Below are 15,422 nucleotides of genomic sequence, written 5' to 3' on the forward strand. Positions count from 1 at the left end.
CTTCGCCTATGTCATGGAAGGCAAGTGCCCGGCACGGCGTACGCGAGGCGCCCGCCGGCCTCGCTCTTCTGCAGGATCTTCTGAACACCCGGGCGTCCATGTCCTACGCCCCGGACCTGCTGGGCACGCCCGATGACGCGCAACGCTGGCTCACCGACGCGCTCGGCACCTGGGCCCGGGTGGCCGGCCTTCCGGCACCCGTCATCCTGCTGTCGTCGACCGACATGCGGTCGCTGCGGCGCCTGCGGACCACCTTCGAAGGGGTCATCCTCGCCGGCGGGCGCAGCCCCGAGCCCGACGGTGCCCTGCCACCCGCGGACGTGCCGGTCAGCCTGGTGCCCGACGCCGACGGCTGGGTGCGGATGGTGCCGAGCGGCCGCGGCATCCGCTGGCTCGCCTCCGCGCTCTGGGCCGAGGCGCTGCTCGCCCAGCAGGCCGGCCTCTGGCCCCGGCTCAAGCTCTGCCACAACATCGACTGCCGCGCGGCGTTCTTCGACACCTCCCGCAACAACAGCGGGGTCTGGCACGACGTCAGCACCTGCGGCAACACGGCCAATCTGCGGGCGTTCCGGGAGCGGAAGCGCCTGATGGGCAATTCCGGCAACCAGCTCGGCGGCCCCAGCGTGCAGCGCCCCGATCTGCACTGACCAGCCGGGAACCAGCACGCCTCGATGGGCGACTATGAGGGTATGGCGTGTGAGCGGTGGCGCGAGATGCTGTCTGCACAACTGGACGGCGAGGACGATCCGGCCGATCGGGCCCGGGTCGACGAGCATCTGGCCGGGTGTGCCGGCTGCCGGCAGTGGCTGGAACGCGCGGCCACGGTCAACCGGCTGACGCGTACGGGTCTGGTCGCCGATGTGCCCGACCTCAGCGCGGCCATTCTTGCTGCCCTGCCGGCTGCTCCCGAGCGTAAGCGGCGCCGGCTCGGCGTCGGACCGCTCTACGTCGCGCTGGCCGCGGTCGGCGCGGTGCAGCTGATCCTGGGTCTCGCCCAGGTCGGCGGTGGTGCGAGCAGCCTGCACGTGCACACGGGCCTGGACGCGACCCCCGGACATCTGTGGCACGAGTCGGCGGCCTGGAACGTCGCGGTCGGTGCGGGATTCCTCTTCATCGCCCTGCGGCGCAGCCGGCCCACCGGACTGGTCCCCATGCTGACGGCGTTTGTGGGGATGCTGCTGCTGCTCTCGGTCAACGACCTGTCGGCGGCCCGGGTCGACGCCGAGCGACTGATCAGCCACGGCTTCGTGATCCTGGGTTATCTGCTGGTGGTCGCGCTGTCGCGGGTCACCCGCGAGACTGTCCGCCCGCCCGGCGACCGGTCGACCGGAGGCAAGGCCTGGCACTTCGTCGAGGAGGAAGAGGTCGCCGACCCGGTCCTGCCGAAGCTCCGCCTGGTGCCGCGCGGGCCGCTGACCGCCTCCGCCGCCGACTACGAGGAGCGCCGGGCAGCCTAGCGGGCCGGGGGCCGGACCGAGAGCTCACGCCACTCGTCCGGACCCACCAGGAGGGCGCGGACCATGTCGAGCGCGGCTTCCTCGCTGTCGTACTCGAAGAAGTGGGAGACACCGTCGGAGCCGCCCGCACGCTGCTCCACATACCACTGGTCGCCACTGGTTCGGAGGTACACGTCCTTGCGTGCGACGCGTCCCCATCGGCCGTTCCACCAGTGCTTACGCTGCTCCATCCCGGCACTGTATCGAACATTTGTTCGAACAGTGCCGGGTGGGGTTGATCTTTTGAGAACTCAGCGCTGGCCGGGCTCCTGGTGACGTCCGAGGATGTCGTTGGCGGCACCCGGGGTGACCTGCTGGCGCACGAGAGCGTCGCGGATCTCGGTCAGGAGCTTGACCTCTTCGCTGGGAGCCTCCGGCGGGGGCTCCTCGCCCCGCTTGCGGCGCTCGGCGAGCCGGTTGAGCGGGTAGACCACGAGGAAGTAGAGGACCGCGGCGGTCAGGATGAAGGTGATGACCGAGTTGATGAAGGCGGCGTAGGTGAACTGGATGCCTTCGGACGGCTCCCAGACGCCGGCTCCGACACCACTGCCGCCCGAGATCCACTTGATCAGCGGCTCGAGGAAGGACTTGGTGAAGCCGCTGACAACCGCGGTGAAGGCGGCACCGATGACGATGCCGACCGCGAGGTCAACGACGTTGCCTCGCATGATGAAGTCTTTGAAGCCTTTGAGCATGGACAAGAGTCACTCCTGCGCGTGAGCCGAGGGGGTCGACGACGGGCAGCAGTTTCCCACGACCGGTCAGCGACAAACTACGCCGATCGGATCATGGGGCGAAACGTCCGGCGGGCGCGCCGCTCAGTCGAGTGCGGGCTCCTCGGCCGTGACGGCCTCATCCACGGTCGGGTACGTGTGCAGCACCTCGACGAGTCCGCTGACCTCGAGGATGCGCAGCACCCCGCGCTGGGGGGCGGCGAGACGCACGACGCCGCCGGCATCGTCCGTGCTGTTCTTCGCGCGCACGAAGACCGACAGGCCGGTGGAGTCGCAGAACGACACGTCGGCGAGGTCGAAGACCAGCCGCGTGCGCCCCTTCTCCAGCAGGTCGCTGATCTGGTCCTGGAGCTGCGGCGCGGTGGCCATGTCGAGCTCACCGGCGACCGACACGACGACGACGTCGCCGCGCTGTTCCGTTTGTACCGTCAAGGACATTCAGGACCTCCAGTTATGTCCCGAACGGTACTCCACGCCGGGGGTGGTGTGCAGAACGGGGAGTGCGGATGCTGCCGAGATTTTAGTTGGCCTACGGCAAGTAACGATCGCCCGGTGGTAAAGTCCGGCCGACCCTCGGCGACGGCTGTCCGCGCGCACGCGAAGCCGCCCAGGGTGGAGTCACTATCAGGGAGGCGGCGGTGGCGCTGAGTACCGAAGAGGTGGGGCGCTTCGCGGGCCTGCTCGAGAGCAATGCTGAGGCTGTCATCACGGCCTGGACCGACGCGGTGAGCACGTTGCTGCGCGGCCGTCTCAGCCATGCCGAGCTGCGTCGACAGATCGCGGACCTGCACAAGGGCTTCCACGCGGCGCTCGCCGGCGGTGCCACCGACCTCGAGGGCGACTCCGCCGCCGAGCTGCGTGCCCAGCTGAGCGAGTTGTCGACGATCCGGGCCCGGCAGGGCTTCACCGCCACCGAGACGGCCGTGAGCGTTTTTGCTCTCAAGGACGCGGTGCTGCCGTTCTTCGAGCAGGGCGCGAGCGCCGACGCCACTACTCTGCGTGATTACGTCGCCTTTTCGGCCTTCATCGACCGCGCCGGCCTTTTCACCTTCGACAGCTACGTGCGCGCCCGCGAGGACCTCATCTCCGACCAGGCCGAGCAGCTTCTCGAGCTCTCCACGCCGGTGGTGAAGCTCTGGGAGGGCGTTGTCGCGGTGCCGCTGGTGGGCACGCTCGACTCGGCCCGCGCCCAGGTGGTCATGGAGCGGCTGCTGCAGACGCTGGTCGACACCGGCTCGCCGTACGCCATCATCGACATCACCGGGGTGCCGGCCGTCGACACCCAGGTCGCGCAGCACATCCTGAAGACCGTGGTGGCAGCCCGCCTGATGGGCGCCGACTGCATCATCTCGGGCATCCGGCCGCAGATCGCCCAGACGATCGTGGCCCTCGGCATCGAGTTCGGCGACATCGCCACCAAGGCGAGCCTCGCCGACGCGTTGCGGCACGTCCTGCGCAAGACCGACGCCAAGGCGCTCGGTCGTGCCGGTCGCCGGGAGGGCTGAACCGGTGGAACGCGTACCGGTCCTGAAGATCGGTGACATCCTCCTGGTGTCGATCCAGATCGACATGGAGGACCAGGTCGCGCTGCAGCTCCAGGAGGATCTGGCCGACCGGATCGTCGCCACGGGTTGCCACGGTGTGATCATCGACATCAGCGCGCTGGACATCGTCGACTCGTTCGTCGGGCGGACCCTGGCCACCATCGCCTCCGTCTCCCGCGTTCTCGACGCGGAGACCGTCGTGGTCGGCATGCGGCCCGCGGTCGCCATCACGCTCGTCGAGCTCGGGCTGTCCCTTCCGGGGATCCAGACCGCGCTCAACGTCGAGCTGGGCATCGAGATGCTCGCCCGGGACCGTGACTTCGAGCTGCCCCTCGACGAGGACGACGCCGGCGAGGCCGTCGTAAGCACACCGTGACCGCCGGGGACGACATCGCCGCGATGGAGCGCATCGTGGTCCGTACCGATCAGGATGTCGTCCGGGTTCGCCAGCTCGTCCGCACGCTGGCCGTGGCGGTCAAGCTCTCGCTCGTCGACCAGACCAAGCTCGTCACGGCGGCCAGTGAGCTCGCCCGCAACACCCTCGTCTACGGCGGTGGCGGGACGGTCGACGTGGGCCGGGTCGACAACGGCCGGCGTCTCGGCATCAAAATCGTTTTTGCCGACGAGGGACCGGGCATTGCCGATCTGAGCCTGGCGCTGACCGACGGCTACACGACCGGCGGCGGCCTGGGTCTGGGCCTCAGCGGGGCACGCCGCCTGGTCGACGAGTTCGACATCGACACCCGCGTGGGTCAAGGTACGACGATTAGTGTGATCAAGTGGTGCCGATGAGCGGAGGCGCGGTGGCGTCACTACCCGAGGGGCTCCTCGACGCGGGGGTCTGGTTCCGGGTGGAAGCCGCCGGGACGGCCGCCGCCGTCCGCAGGGCGGCGGAGCGCCTGGCCACCGAGCTGGGACTGCCCGCCAACCGCATCGCCGACCTCTCCATCGTCGCCGCCGAGACCGCCGGCAACCTCGTCAAGCACGCCGACGAAGGCATGCTGCTGGTGCGCCCGGTGCGCGTACCGGATCGGGCCGGGGTGGAGATCGTCGCCCTGGACCGGGGTCCGGGTATGGCTGACATCGCCCGGTCTCTCGGCGACGGGCACTCCACCGCGGGCACCCTCGGCATCGGTCTCGGGGCGATCGTGCGCCAGGCCAGCTGGTCCGACCTGCACTCGGTGCCCGGCCGGGGCACGGTCATGAGCATCCAGGTCTGGGCGGACGAGGCGCCGCCTCCCGCCTGGGCGGCCGGGCTGACCCGGCCGTTGACCGGCGAAACGGTCACCGGGGACGGTTTTGCCATCCGTGAGGCTGACGGCCGGCGGCAGGTGCTGGTCTGCGACGGACTGGGTCATGGCCACCTCGCCCATGCGGCCACGCAGGAGGCCGTCCGCGTTTTCGACTCCACTGCCGCCGCCCCGCCCGCCGTGGTGGTGGAGGCCCTGCACCGTGCGATCGGACACACCCGCGGTGCCGCTCTGGCCGTCGCCGAGCTGGACGACAGGGCCGGTCTTGTCCGCTATGCGGGCCTGGGCAACATCGCCGGAATCGTGGTCGGCGCGGACGGCACCCGGCGGGGCATGGTGTCGCTGCCCGGCATCGCCGGGCACCAGCGGCGGCAGATCCGCGAGTACGACTACCCGTTGCTGCCCGGTGCCGTGGTCATCATGCACACGGACGGCATCGTCGATCGCTGGAACGCGACCGACTATCCCGGCCTGATCACGCACTCGCCGCAGGTCATCGCCGCGACCGTGCTGCGGGACGCCGGCACCCGGCGCGACGACGCCGGTGTTCTCGTGGCCCGGACGCCATGACCTCCCCCGATCCTCTGATCCGCGCACGGATCCGGGTCGAGCAGGACATCTTCGTGGTGCGTCAGCTGGCCCGGGAGGTCGCGCGCGAGGTCGGCATGGAGACCCAGGATCAGACCCGGCTCGCCACGGCGCTCAGTGAGGTCGGCCGGTTGATGCTGGTCACGGGCCGAGACGCCGAGGTGGTGTTCGTTGCGGCGCCTGATGGGGTACCTACGCTTCAGGTGCAAGTTGAATACCCCGTTACCGGTGACGCAGCCCGGCTGACTTCGCAGCTGGGGCAGGTGAGGCGCCTGGTCGACTCGATGGAGGTAGGGGATGGGGGGATCGGAACGATCGTGCGGATGTCACGTCGACTCCCGCCGGCCGCGCCGCTCCTGAGCCCCGATCTTATGGACGAAATCCGTGAACGTCTCGCCGGCCACGTGCCGGGGACGCCCTACGACGAGCTGACGGTGCAAAATCAGCAGCTCATCGGCGCCCTGGACGAGGTACGCGCCCAGCGCGACGATCTGGCCCGGCTCAACGCCGAGCTGGAGGAGACCAACCGCGGTGTGATGGCTCTGTACCACCAGCTGTCCGACGAGCTGGAGGAGACCAACCGCGGCGTCGTGGCGCTCTACAACGAGCTGGACGAGAAGTCCGTGCAGCTCCGTGCGGCGAGTGAGGCCAAGAGCCGCTTCCTCGCCAACGTCAGTCATGAGCTCCGCGCGCCGGTCACCGCGATCATCGGGCTCGGCCGGTTGCTCAGCGACGACGCCTCCGATCCGCTCACCCCCGAGCAGAACCGTCAGGTCGAGCTGATCCGTGGCTCGGCCACCGATCTGCTGTCGCTGGTCAACGATCTGCTCGACCTGGCCAAGGCCGAGGCCGGCCGGATCGAGCCGAACTGGTCCGATGTGGACCTCAAGGCGGTTTTCGGTCAGCTGCGCGGCACTCTGCGCCCGCTGGCCACCCGGCCGGAGGTCGACTTTGTCGTCGAGGAGCCGTCGATCGCCGTGCTGCGCTCCGACGAGGTGCTGCTCGCGCAGGTCCTGCGAAACCTCCTGACCAACGCGATCAAGTTCACTTCCGAGGGTTCGATCCGGCTCGCTGTCACCCCGATCGACGACGGCGTCGAGTTCACGGTGGCCGACACCGGCACAGGCATCCCGCCTGAGCTGCAGGAGCGCATCTTCGAGGAGTTCTACCAGGTGCCCGGGAGCCACCCGCTGAGCGGAAAGGGCACGGGCCTCGGCCTCCCGTACGCCCGCCGGCTGGTCACCATCCTGGGCGGCGCGCTGCGCGTGACGTCCACGCCGGGCCAGGGCAGCACGTTCACCGTCTCCCTGCCGGTGTCGCCGTGACACCCGCCACCGTGCTGGTCGTCGACGACAGCGCCACCAAGCGATATCTGCTGGTGAGCTGGTTGTCGCGTGCCGGTTTCACGGTGGTGGAGGCGGAGACGGGTGGCGAGGCGCTGCGCCGCCTCACCGAGGCGGACATCGACCTGGTCGTCCTCGACGTGAAACTCCCGGACATGAACGGCTTCGAGGTCTGCGAGCGGATCAAGACCGATCCCGTGTACGGCGTACTGCCCGTGATCCACGTGTCCGCGCACGCCGTGGACGTGGTCGACCGCACGCAAGGGCTGAACCGTGGTGCGGACGCGTACCTGGTGGAGCCGATCGAGCCGGACGAGCTGATCGCCACGTCGCAGGCTGTGCTGCGTTACTACCGGGCCCGGCAGCGCGCCGAGACGCTGGCCGCCCGGATGATCCGGCTGGCCGAGACCACGCTGGCGATCAACTCCGCGTCCACGCTGACGGGGCTGCTGCAGGCGGCCGCTGACGGCGCCCACGAGATCTTCGACGGTCCGGTCATCGTGGTCGCCGAGACCTCCGACGGTGACGGGCTGGCCGCCGTGGCCGACGGGCACGAGTCGGCGGTCCGGCCGTGGACCGTCGAGCACCAGGAGATCGCGGTGGGCTCGACGGTGCGCAACGACGACCCGGACCTCTGGCCGGGTGTGCCCTGGCCCGAGGGCGAGTCCGTCGCGGTCGCGTCGGCCCGGCTGCGCAGCGACCGTTCGCCGGTCTCCGTGGCCGTGCCGTCCAGCAGCCAGAACCCCGGCTTCCCGGTGCTGCGGCAGCTCGCCCAGGCGGTGGCGGCCGCGGTCGAGGCGCAGCGCTCGTACGACGAGGAGCACCGGATCGCGGTGACGTTGCAGCGCAGCCTGCTCCAGTCGCGGCTGCCCGACGTGCCGGGTCTGGAGCTCGCCGTCCGCTACGAGCCCGCCGGTGCGCAGACCGAGGTCGGTGGTGACTTCTACGAGCTGACGATGCTGGACGGCCGGCTGCTCGTGGCCATCGGTGACGTCGCCGGGCACTCGCTGCACGCGGCGACGGTGATGGCGGAGCTGCGGCATGCCGTGCGGGCGTACGCCGTCGAGGGGCATCCGCCCGGCGCGGTGCTGGAGCTGGTCAACCGCTTCATGCGGGCGGTGCTGCCCACCGAGTCGGCGACACTGTGCCTGCTGACGCTGGAGCCGGACACCGGTCGCGTCCGCCTGGCCAGCGCCGGTCACCTGCCGCCGCTGCTGCACGTGGACGGGAAGGCGCGTTTCCTGGCGCCGAAGGGCCCGCTGCTCGGCATCAACGCGCCGCGCCCCGCGGACCTGGAGTTCGTGCTGCCGCCCGGCGGGACCCTGGTCCTCTACACGGACGGTCTGATCGAACGCCGCGACGCCGATATCGACGTCGGCCTGTCCGCGCTGGCGGATTGCGCGGCTGAGGTGGACCGCAGCCTCGATGCCTTCTGCCAGCGACTTCTTGTCGATCTGGCCGGTGCCGACGAGCAGGCCGACGACATCGCCGTGGTTGCTCTGCGACGGAGCGTGACCGAAAGGGCTTGACGGCGTCTATTCACTCAGTGAATAGTGTGGGTCATGTCGACCTCGCACGTGTTGCTCGGGCTGCTCTCCGCAGGTCCCCAGCATGGATACGAACTCAAGCGGGTGCACGACGAACGCCTGCCCCGGGCCAAACCGCTCGCGTACGGGCAGGTCTACGCCACCCTGGGACGCCTGGAACGCGACGGGTTCGTCGAGCAGTCCGGGCAGGATCAGGAAGGTGGCCCCGAGCGCACCTCGTACACCCTCACCGACGCCGGCCGTGCCCGCCTCGACGAATGGCTGGCCGCCGTCGAGCCGCCGGCTCCGTACGTCACCAGTGACCTCTTCGCCAAGGTTGTGGTCAGCCTGCTCGCCTCGGGCGCCGCGGCAGCGAAGGAATACCTGGTCGCCCAGCGGGCCGCGCACACCACCCGGCTGCGCGAGCTGACCGCGGTCAAGACCGCCACCGACTCCTCCGCCGGTGACGTGGTCGCCGCCGACTACGCCATCGCCCACCTCGACGCGGACCTGCGCTGGCTGCAGACCACGCTGCTGCGCGTCGCCGACCTCCACCGAGAGGTGATCGCATGAGCCCGCTGCTGACAGGCACCGGCCTGCACCGTTCGTACGGACCCACGCCGGCCCTGAGGGGCATCGACGTCGAGATCGGCGAGGGGGAGATCGTCGCGGTCACCGGGCCGAGCGGCTGCGGCAAGTCGACCCTCCTGCACTGCCTGGCCGGGATCCTCAAGGTCGACAGTGGCGAGGTGCGCTACCGCGACCAGGACATCAGCCTGTGGACCGAGGCCGCGCGGTCACGGCTGCGGCGTACCGAATTCGGGGTGCTGTTCCAGTTCGGCCAGCTGGTGCCGGAGCTGACGGCAGCCGAGAACGTCGCCCTTCCGCTGCTTCTCGCCGGTTCGGGGCGGCGAGAGGCGCGGAAGGCCGCGACGATGTGGCTCGGCCGGTTCGGCGTCGGTGACCTCGCCGACCAGGTGCCCGGCAAGATGTCCGGTGGCCAGCAGCAGCGCTGTGCGGTCGCCCGGGCGCTGGTGACCGAGCCCAAGGTGCTCTTCGCCGACGAGCCCACCGGCGCACTGGACGTGCTCACCGGCGAGCAGGTGCTGACCGAGATCGTGCACGTCACCCGCGAGCAGGGCACCTCCGTGGTGCTGGTGACCCACGAGCCGCAGATCGCCGCGTACGCGGACCGTGAGATCGCCCTGCGCGACGGCGCCCTCGACCCCAGCGGCCTCGGCCTCGGGATCGGCTCGTGAAACCGTCGACGCTGGGCCGGCTGGCGGTCGCCGGCGGTCGCACCGACGTGCTCCGCATGAGCCTGACCGCGGGCAGTTCCGTCCTGGCCGCCGTGGTGCTGCTCGCGGCGGCGACGGTGGTCGCGGTGCCGGAGCTGGGCACGTCCGACCAGGGCTCCGAGGCCTGGAACGACTACGCCAGCCCACTCATCGCCGAGCCGGGTCTGCGGCCCGGCGTGGTGATCACCCTGCTCCTGCTGGCCGTGCCGGTGCTGTTCCTGGCCGGTCAGAGCATCCGGTTCGGCAGCCCCGCCCGCGACCGCCGGCTCGCGGCCATGCGGCTGGCCGGTGCCACCCCCGGACAGGCCGTCCTCATCGCCGCCACGGAAACTGCTGTTGCTTCGCTGCTCGGATCGATCGTGGGCACCGCCGTGTTTCTGGTGCTGCAGCAATCGCTGAACGCGCGCAACGGCGACGGGCTTCTCTACCTGCCGTCCGACCAGTTGCCCTCGGTGGTCTCGTTCCTGCTGGTCCTGCTGCTGGTGCCGGTGCTCGCCGGGCTGATCGGTGCGTTCCTGCTGCGGCGGGTCATCATCACCCCGCTCGGGGTGGTCCGGCGTACGAGGTCGAAGGCGCCGCGGCTCTGGCCCGGCGTCCTGATCCTCGTCGGTATCTTTGCGCCGATCGTCATCCGGCCGCTCGGCGAATGGCTGGGGCACACCAGTGGCGGGATCGGCGGTCGTCTGGTGGTCCTGGTCGGCTTTGCCGTGGTGCTGCTGGCCGTCGCGGGTGTTGTCATCGGCACGGGCTGGATCAGCTACACCGCGGGGCGACTGCTGCACCGCTTCGGTCGCCGACCGGCAGCCCTGCTGGCCGGCCGCCGGCTGATGGCCGATCCGTGGAACGGCAGCCGCACCATGTCGGCCCTGCTCGCCGCGCTGGTGGTCGGTGGGGGTGTGGTCGGCTACCGCATCTACATGACCACCCAATTCGCCGCGAACGACGCCGCGAACCGGCTGAACGGCACCGAGGACGGGTACGGCGACGGCACCGACTTCTACCTGAACTCCGTGGACCTGATCCGGATCGCGGTCTTCGCCGGCATCGTGGTGGCGGCCGCCGGCATCATGGTGGCGGTCGCCGAGGGCATCGTGTCGCGCCGTCGCACCAACGCGTCACTGGTGGCCGCGGGTGTGCCGCGCAAGGTCCTGGGCGAATCACTCGCCTGGCAGACGTTCGCGCCGCTGGTGCCGGCCGTGCTCGTCGCCCTCACCGTCGGGATCAGCCTGCTCAGGGGCATCGCGACCGAAGCCTCGGCGGGCGGGGGCACGACCTGCGACGGCACTCAGGCGCAGTGCGCCGACCCGGATTCACCGCTGTGGAAGACCTACCGGGAAGTGACGCTGCAGGTGCCCGTACCGTTCGGTGATCTTGCAGTGCTCGGCGGCGGCGCCCTCGTGCTCATGCTGCTCGCGGTCGGGGTGGGTCTGATCTTCCTGCGCCGGAGCACCGAGCTCGACGAGCTCCGGATCGTCTAGAAAGGCGTGTGGCCCGGCCATCCGGCCGGGCCACGACGTCTCTGTCTCAGGCGAGACCGACCGTGCCCAGGATCCAGGCGGTCACGAACGCCTCCTCTTTCCAGGCGTCGTACCGGCCGCTCGGTCCGCCGTGCCCGGCGCCCATCTCGGTCTTGAGCAGGTACGACCCGTCGGGCGCCACCGCCCGCAGCCGCGCGACCCACTTGGCCGGCTCGTGGTAGAGCACCCGGGTGTCGTTCAGGCTGGTCACGGCCAGGATCGCCGGATACTTCAGCTTCGCGACGTTCTCGTACGGGCTGTAGGACTTCATGTACGCGTACACGTCGGCGTTCTCGAGCGGGTTGCCCCACTCCTCCCACTCGGTGACCGTCAACGGCAGCGACGGGTCCAGGATGGACGTCAGCGGGTCGACGAACGGCACCTGCGCGACGATGCCCGCGAAAGCCTCCGGGGCGATGTTGGCGATCGCGCCCATCAACAGGCCACCGGCCGAACCACCCCGGGCGACCAGACGGTCCGCGGACGTCCACGACGACGCGACCAGCGCCTCGGCGGCCGCCACGAAGTCCGTGAACGTGTTCTTCTTCGCGAGCATCTTGCCCTCTTCGTACCAGCGCCGGCCCATCTCGCCACCGCCGCGCACGTGCGCGATGGCGTAGACGACGCCGCGGTCCAGCAGCGACAGGCGGGCGATGGAGAAGTACGGGTCCATGCTGATCTCGTACGAGCCGTAGCCGTACAGGAGCAGGGGTGCCGTGCCGTCGCGGGTGACGCCCTTGCGGGCGACGACCGAGATCGGCACCTTGGTGCCGTCGGCCGCGTTGGCCCACTCGCGGAACTGCTCGTAGTCGTCCGGGTTGAACTCGCCGAGCACCGGCTTCTGCTTGCGCAGCACCATCGCCCGCGTGATCAGGTCCACGTCGTACACCGAATCCGGCGTGATCATCGAGGTGTAGCTGATGCGGACGACGTTGGTGTCGTACTCCGGGTTGCCGGCCAGCCCGACGCTGTAGATCGGCTCCGGGAACTCCATGTCGTAGCTGTCCGTGCTGCCGTCGGCCATCACGCGCAGCCCGGTCAGCCCGTCCCGCCGCTGCGAGATGACGATGTGCCGCTGGAACGCGTCGACCGACTCGAGCCGCGTGCCGGGCTGGTGCGGGATCAGCTCCACCCACTCGCCCGGGTTGTCCACGGACGTCCACGCGACCGCAAAATCCTCGGCGTTCTCGTTGTGCAGGATCAGGAAGCGGTGCCCGTGGTGCTCGATCGAATATTCGACACCCTGCACGCGCTCACGGATCAGCGCCGGCTCGGCCGTCGGCGCCGAAGCGTCGATGACCCGGACCTCGCTGGTCACCTTGCTGTTGGCGTCGATGATGATGAACTTCTCGCTGCGGCTGAGCTCCACACCGACCCAGAAGCGCTCGTCCGCCTCCTCGAAGATCACCACGTCGTCGCTCGCCGGCTGCCCGACGATGTGCCGCCACACCTTGTTGGGGCGCCAGGCGTCGTCGACCGTGATGTAGAACAGCGTGGAGCCGTCGGCCGACCAGGCGCTGCCGTAGAACGTGTCCGGGACCTCGTCGGCCAGCACCTCACCCGTACGCAGGTCCTTGACCTTGAGGGTGAAGCGTTCGTCGCCGTCGAAATCCACGGAGTAGGCGAGCCGGTCGCCGTCCGGGGTGATGTCGAAGGTGCCCAGCGCGAAGAAGTTCTTGCCCTCGGCCAGTTCGTTGCCGTCCAGCAGCACCTCCTCGCCGGGCAGCGGGGCCCCGTCGCCCGTGGCGGGCGGGTCGGCCTCGTCCGGGGCGGCCGGCACGCGGCACTGGATGCCGTACTGCTTGCCCTCGACGGTCCGGGTGTAATACCAGTAGCCGCCCTTGCGGCTCGGCACCGACAGATCCGTCTCCTGGGTCCGGCCCTTGATCTCCTCGAAGACGGTGGACTGGAGGTCGCTCAGGTGCGCGGTCGCCGCCTTGGTCCAGGCGTTCTCCGCCTCCAGATAGGCGATCGTGTCCGGGTTTTCCTTCTCGGCGAGCCAGGCGAACTCGTCCGTGACGGTGTCGCCGTGAAAGGTGCGCTCAGCGGGCACCTGACGAACCGCGGGCGGTGTCGTGGGCATGTCGGTGGTCACGCTGAACCACGTTACCGGTCAGTCGCGGATCGTCGCCCGCACATGGGTCTCTCCCCGCGTCATTCGAACATGTGTACGATATGCCAGAGTGGACGATCTTCAGGGGTGTAACTGTGTGGGGGTAGCTGATGGTGACTGCTCTACCCGGCCGCGAGCCCCTGCTTCGCGCGCTGATCGACATCTGCGGACCGGACTTCGCCCGGGAGGCCGGCGCGGCCGACATGGTCGCCGGACACCTGCCGAGCTTCGTCGCGGCCCCGGCCACGACGCACGCGGCCATGGACACCCTGCGCCTGGCCGCTGAACGTGGCCTCGCCGTGGTCCCCCGAGGATCCGGCTCCAAAATCGACTGGGGGGTGCCACCCCAGGGCATCGACATGGTCCTCGACACCCGGCGCCTCGACGGCATCTGGGACCACCGCCCGGAGGAGTCCACCGCCGAGATCGGCACCGGCACGACGATCCGCGCGGTGCAGGCCGCCCTGGCCCTGCGCGGCCAGCGGCTGGCGGTCGACCCGCCCTCGGCGGGAGCGACACTCGGCGGCATCCTCGCGGTCAACGAGTCCGGCCCGCTGCGCCACCGCTTCGGCAGCCCGGCGGCCCAGGTCGACAGCATCAGATATGTCGGCCGCGACGGCGTGGCCGGCGAATCCGACGGCGAGGAAGGCCGCCCCGGCATCGCGGAGGTCGACGGGGTCATCCTGTCGGCCAAGGTCCGGCTGCGTCCCCTGCCGGCGGCCCGCCGCTGGGTCACGGTCCCGGTGTCGACGCCGCTGCAGGTCCACAACCTGGTCGCGCAGATCCTGGCCCAGCGGGCCGAGCCCAGCGCGATCGAGGTCGACCTGCCGACGCCTGCCGGCCGGATGATCAGCCAGCCCCCGGGATCGGTCGCTGTGCTGCTGGAGGGCACCCCGGCCGACGCCACCGAACGCGCCGAGCAGGTCGCCAAGTCGCTGGGCGACGCAGCCTCGGTCACCCCGACCGCGCCACGGTGGTGGGGGAGATACCCGTTCTCCCGCGGAGACGTGGCGTTGCGGATCTCCGTGCCGATCGCCGATCTGCACTCAGCGGTCTATGCCCTGCGTGACGCGGCCGGGATGCCGGTGCCGGTGCGCGGCTCCGCGGGAAGCGGCACGGTGCACGCGGTGCTGCCCGGCACGCTGACACCGGACCGCGTCGAGGGCATCCTGGACGCGGTGCGCGGGGTGCTGCTGGCCCGCGGTGGCCGATGCGTGGTGATCACGGCACCGTCGCCGATCAGCACCAACATCGACATGGCCGGCCGCCGAGACCTCTTCTGACCGCTGACGCCAGCTTCGGGGGCCGGCGGCGGCCTCCCGAGCCCGGTGGCGGCTTCTCGAGCCCGAGTCGGGCTCTCTGGCCCGGTGTCAGCGGAGGGCGTGCTCGCGGGAGATGGCGTCGGCGGCCAGGTGGCGGCCGAGTTTGGCCAGGGAGCCGACCGCGTAACTGAGGTAGGCGAACTGGCCCATCTGCGCGACGTTCGTCAGGACCATCTGCTGCGAGGTCAGCCGCCGCGGCAGCAGCGGTGTGCCCGAGCCGAGCATCGCCGGCGCCACCGCCAGGATGATCTCGTCGAGCAGATCGGCGTCGGCGAACTCCCCGACCAGGTCACCGCCGCCGGCGAGCCAGACGTTGCGGCCCTGGGCGGCGACCATCATGGCCTCGTGGACGCGTTTCACGTCGCCGCTGACCATGAAGACGTTGGCGTCCGGGACGACGGGCAGGTCCCGGTGGGTGAAGACCCAGCAGGGGACGTCGCCGTACATCTCGTGCCAGTTCTCCGGCTCGTCGATGACGTTGTCGTTCTTCAGCACCCACTCGTAGGTGGCGGCGCCCATGGCGAAGGCGCCGACGTTGGAGAAGAACGCACCGAACGGGTTGTCCGTGCCTTCGTCGACCTCGAACAGCCAGTCGAGCGAATTGTCCAGATCGGCGGTGAAGCCGTCGACGCTGGTCGCCGTGTAGTACTGCGTCTTTGCCACGTCAAACACGATGCCACGGCTTAGCGGT

17 protein-coding genes are annotated in these 15,422 nt (G+C 70.0%); 12 read left to right on the forward strand and 5 right to left on the reverse strand.

Annotation, left to right across the window (positions count from 1 at the left end; genetic code table 11):
• The first annotated feature begins 8 nt into the window (after positions 1-8).
• Both AFR_RS01235 and AFR_RS01240 read left to right on the forward strand, forming a co-directional pair.
• Positions 9-647 carry a CGNR zinc finger domain-containing protein gene (locus AFR_RS01235; protein WP_023357469.1) on the forward strand — a complete coding sequence of 213 codons (639 nt, stop codon included), beginning with the start codon at positions 9-11 and terminating at the stop codon, positions 645-647.
• Between the two features lie 66 nt (positions 648-713).
• The gene (locus AFR_RS01240; protein ID WP_238547219.1) at positions 714-1,457 is read left to right on the forward strand and encodes a zf-HC2 domain-containing protein; all 744 of its coding nucleotides are present in this window, start codon (positions 714-716) and stop codon (positions 1,455-1,457) included.
• Here AFR_RS01240 and AFR_RS01245 read toward each other — a convergent pair.
• The 3 genes from AFR_RS01245 to AFR_RS01255 all read right to left on the reverse strand — a co-directional run bounded on the left by AFR_RS01245 (position 1,454) and on the right by AFR_RS01255 (position 2,668).
• A complete protein-coding gene (locus AFR_RS01245) occupies positions 1,454-1,687 on the reverse strand; it encodes a hypothetical protein (protein ID WP_023357471.1) in 234 nt (77 codons plus the stop codon). The genes AFR_RS01240 and AFR_RS01245 overlap by 4 nt on opposite strands.
• A gap of 60 nt (positions 1,688-1,747) precedes the next feature.
• Positions 1,748-2,191, reverse strand: a complete 444-nt coding sequence (mscL, locus tag AFR_RS01250; RefSeq protein ID WP_023357472.1) for a large conductance mechanosensitive channel protein MscL — start codon at positions 2,189-2,191, stop codon at positions 1,748-1,750.
• A gap of 123 nt (positions 2,192-2,314) precedes the next feature.
• Positions 2,315-2,668 (reverse strand): anti-sigma factor antagonist, encoded by a 354-nt coding sequence (locus AFR_RS01255; RefSeq protein ID WP_023357473.1) that lies wholly within the window; start codon positions 2,666-2,668, stop codon positions 2,315-2,317.
• Positions 2,669-2,868: 200 nt separating this feature from the next.
• On the opposite strand from AFR_RS01255, the gene AFR_RS01260 reads away from it, so the two are divergent.
• Genes AFR_RS01260 through AFR_RS01300 form a run of 9 tightly spaced genes read left to right on the forward strand, consistent with a single transcriptional unit; the run spans position 2,869 to position 11,257 of the window.
• Positions 2,869-3,735: an STAS domain-containing protein gene (locus AFR_RS01260; RefSeq protein WP_023357474.1), complete on the forward strand. Its 867-nt coding sequence runs from the start codon at positions 2,869-2,871 to the stop codon at positions 3,733-3,735.
• Between the two features lie 4 nt (positions 3,736-3,739).
• Positions 3,740-4,150 (forward strand): STAS domain-containing protein, encoded by a 411-nt coding sequence (locus tag AFR_RS01265; RefSeq protein WP_041840503.1) that lies wholly within the window; start codon positions 3,740-3,742, stop codon positions 4,148-4,150.
• 23 nt (positions 4,151-4,173) lie between these two features.
• Complete coding sequence (locus AFR_RS01270; RefSeq protein WP_148308244.1) at positions 4,174-4,566, forward strand: ATP-binding protein; 393 nt, start codon at positions 4,174-4,176, stop codon at positions 4,564-4,566.
• Positions 4,563-5,594 (forward strand): SpoIIE family protein phosphatase, encoded by a 1,032-nt coding sequence (locus tag AFR_RS01275; RefSeq protein ID WP_041841652.1) that lies wholly within the window; start codon positions 4,563-4,565, stop codon positions 5,592-5,594. The genes AFR_RS01270 and AFR_RS01275 overlap by 4 nt, the downstream gene beginning before the upstream one ends.
• Entirely contained in the window at positions 5,591-6,937 is a 1,347-nt protein-coding gene (locus AFR_RS01280) for a sensor histidine kinase (RefSeq protein WP_023357478.1), read from the forward strand. Before AFR_RS01275 ends, AFR_RS01280 begins: the two co-directional genes overlap by 4 nt.
• On the forward strand, positions 6,934-8,484 hold the full coding sequence (locus AFR_RS01285) for a fused response regulator/phosphatase (RefSeq protein WP_023357479.1): 1,551 nt from the start codon (positions 6,934-6,936) through the stop codon (positions 8,482-8,484). The genes AFR_RS01280 and AFR_RS01285 overlap by 4 nt, the downstream gene beginning before the upstream one ends.
• 33 nt (positions 8,485-8,517) lie before the next feature.
• On the forward strand, positions 8,518-9,054 hold the full coding sequence (locus AFR_RS01290; protein ID WP_023357480.1) for a PadR family transcriptional regulator: 537 nt from the start codon (positions 8,518-8,520) through the stop codon (positions 9,052-9,054).
• Positions 9,051-9,740: an ABC transporter ATP-binding protein gene (locus AFR_RS01295; RefSeq protein ID WP_023357481.1), complete on the forward strand. Its 690-nt coding sequence runs from the start codon at positions 9,051-9,053 to the stop codon at positions 9,738-9,740. The genes AFR_RS01290 and AFR_RS01295 overlap by 4 nt, the downstream gene beginning before the upstream one ends.
• A complete protein-coding gene (locus AFR_RS01300) occupies positions 9,737-11,257 on the forward strand; it encodes an FtsX-like permease family protein (RefSeq protein ID WP_023357482.1) in 1,521 nt (506 codons plus the stop codon). Before AFR_RS01295 ends, AFR_RS01300 begins: the two co-directional genes overlap by 4 nt.
• 46 nt (positions 11,258-11,303) lie before the next feature.
• Here AFR_RS01300 and AFR_RS01305 read toward each other — a convergent pair whose 3' ends face one another.
• Positions 11,304-13,391, reverse strand: coding sequence for a S9 family peptidase (locus tag AFR_RS01305; RefSeq protein WP_023357483.1), 2,088 nt, complete (start codon positions 13,389-13,391; stop codon positions 11,304-11,306).
• Between the two features lie 128 nt (positions 13,392-13,519).
• Here AFR_RS01305 and AFR_RS01310 point away from each other — a divergent pair, with 128 nt between their 5' ends.
• Positions 13,520-14,692 carry an FAD-binding oxidoreductase gene (locus AFR_RS01310; protein ID WP_023357484.1) on the forward strand — a complete coding sequence of 391 codons (1,173 nt, stop codon included), beginning with the start codon at positions 13,520-13,522 and terminating at the stop codon, positions 14,690-14,692.
• An 87-nt stretch (positions 14,693-14,779) separates the two neighbouring features.
• Here the strand turns inward: AFR_RS01310 and AFR_RS01315 are convergent, their stop codons facing one another.
• On the reverse strand, positions 14,780-15,394 hold the full coding sequence (locus AFR_RS01315) for a dihydrofolate reductase family protein (protein WP_041841653.1): 615 nt from the start codon (positions 15,392-15,394) through the stop codon (positions 14,780-14,782).
• Positions 15,395-15,422: the final 28 nt, after the last annotated feature.

The sequence above is a fragment of the Amorphoplanes friuliensis DSM 7358 genome, assembly GCF_000494755.1.
Lineage (GTDB): Bacteria > Actinomycetota > Actinomycetes > Mycobacteriales > Micromonosporaceae > Actinoplanes > Actinoplanes friuliensis.

What these genes read in the sequence shown, in the direction of transcription:
- AFR_RS01295 (WP_023357481.1), top strand. Translation starts at nt 9,051, where the DNA reads ATGAGCCCGCTGCTGACAGGCACCGGCCTGCACCGTTCGTACGGACCC.
- AFR_RS01255 (WP_023357473.1), bottom strand. Translation starts at nt 2,668, where the DNA reads ATGTCCTTGACGGTACAAACGGAACAGCGCGGCGACGTCGTCGTCGTG.
- AFR_RS01270 (WP_148308244.1), top strand. Translation starts at nt 4,174, where the DNA reads ATGGAGCGCATCGTGGTCCGTACCGATCAGGATGTCGTCCGGGTTCGC.
- AFR_RS01280 (WP_023357478.1), top strand. Translation starts at nt 5,591, where the DNA reads ATGACCTCCCCCGATCCTCTGATCCGCGCACGGATCCGGGTCGAGCAG.
- AFR_RS01310 (WP_023357484.1), top strand. Translation starts at nt 13,520, where the DNA reads ATGGTGACTGCTCTACCCGGCCGCGAGCCCCTGCTTCGCGCGCTGATC.
- AFR_RS01240 (WP_238547219.1), top strand. Translation starts at nt 714, where the DNA reads ATGCTGTCTGCACAACTGGACGGCGAGGACGATCCGGCCGATCGGGCC.
- mscL (WP_023357472.1), bottom strand. Translation starts at nt 2,191, where the DNA reads ATGCTCAAAGGCTTCAAAGACTTCATCATGCGAGGCAACGTCGTTGAC.
- AFR_RS01245 (WP_023357471.1), bottom strand. Translation starts at nt 1,687, where the DNA reads ATGGAGCAGCGTAAGCACTGGTGGAACGGCCGATGGGGACGCGTCGCA.
- AFR_RS01290 (WP_023357480.1), top strand. Translation starts at nt 8,518, where the DNA reads ATGTCGACCTCGCACGTGTTGCTCGGGCTGCTCTCCGCAGGTCCCCAG.
- AFR_RS01275 (WP_041841652.1), top strand. Translation starts at nt 4,563, where the DNA reads ATGAGCGGAGGCGCGGTGGCGTCACTACCCGAGGGGCTCCTCGACGCG.
- AFR_RS01235 (WP_023357469.1), top strand. Translation starts at nt 9, where the DNA reads ATGTCATGGAAGGCAAGTGCCCGGCACGGCGTACGCGAGGCGCCCGCC.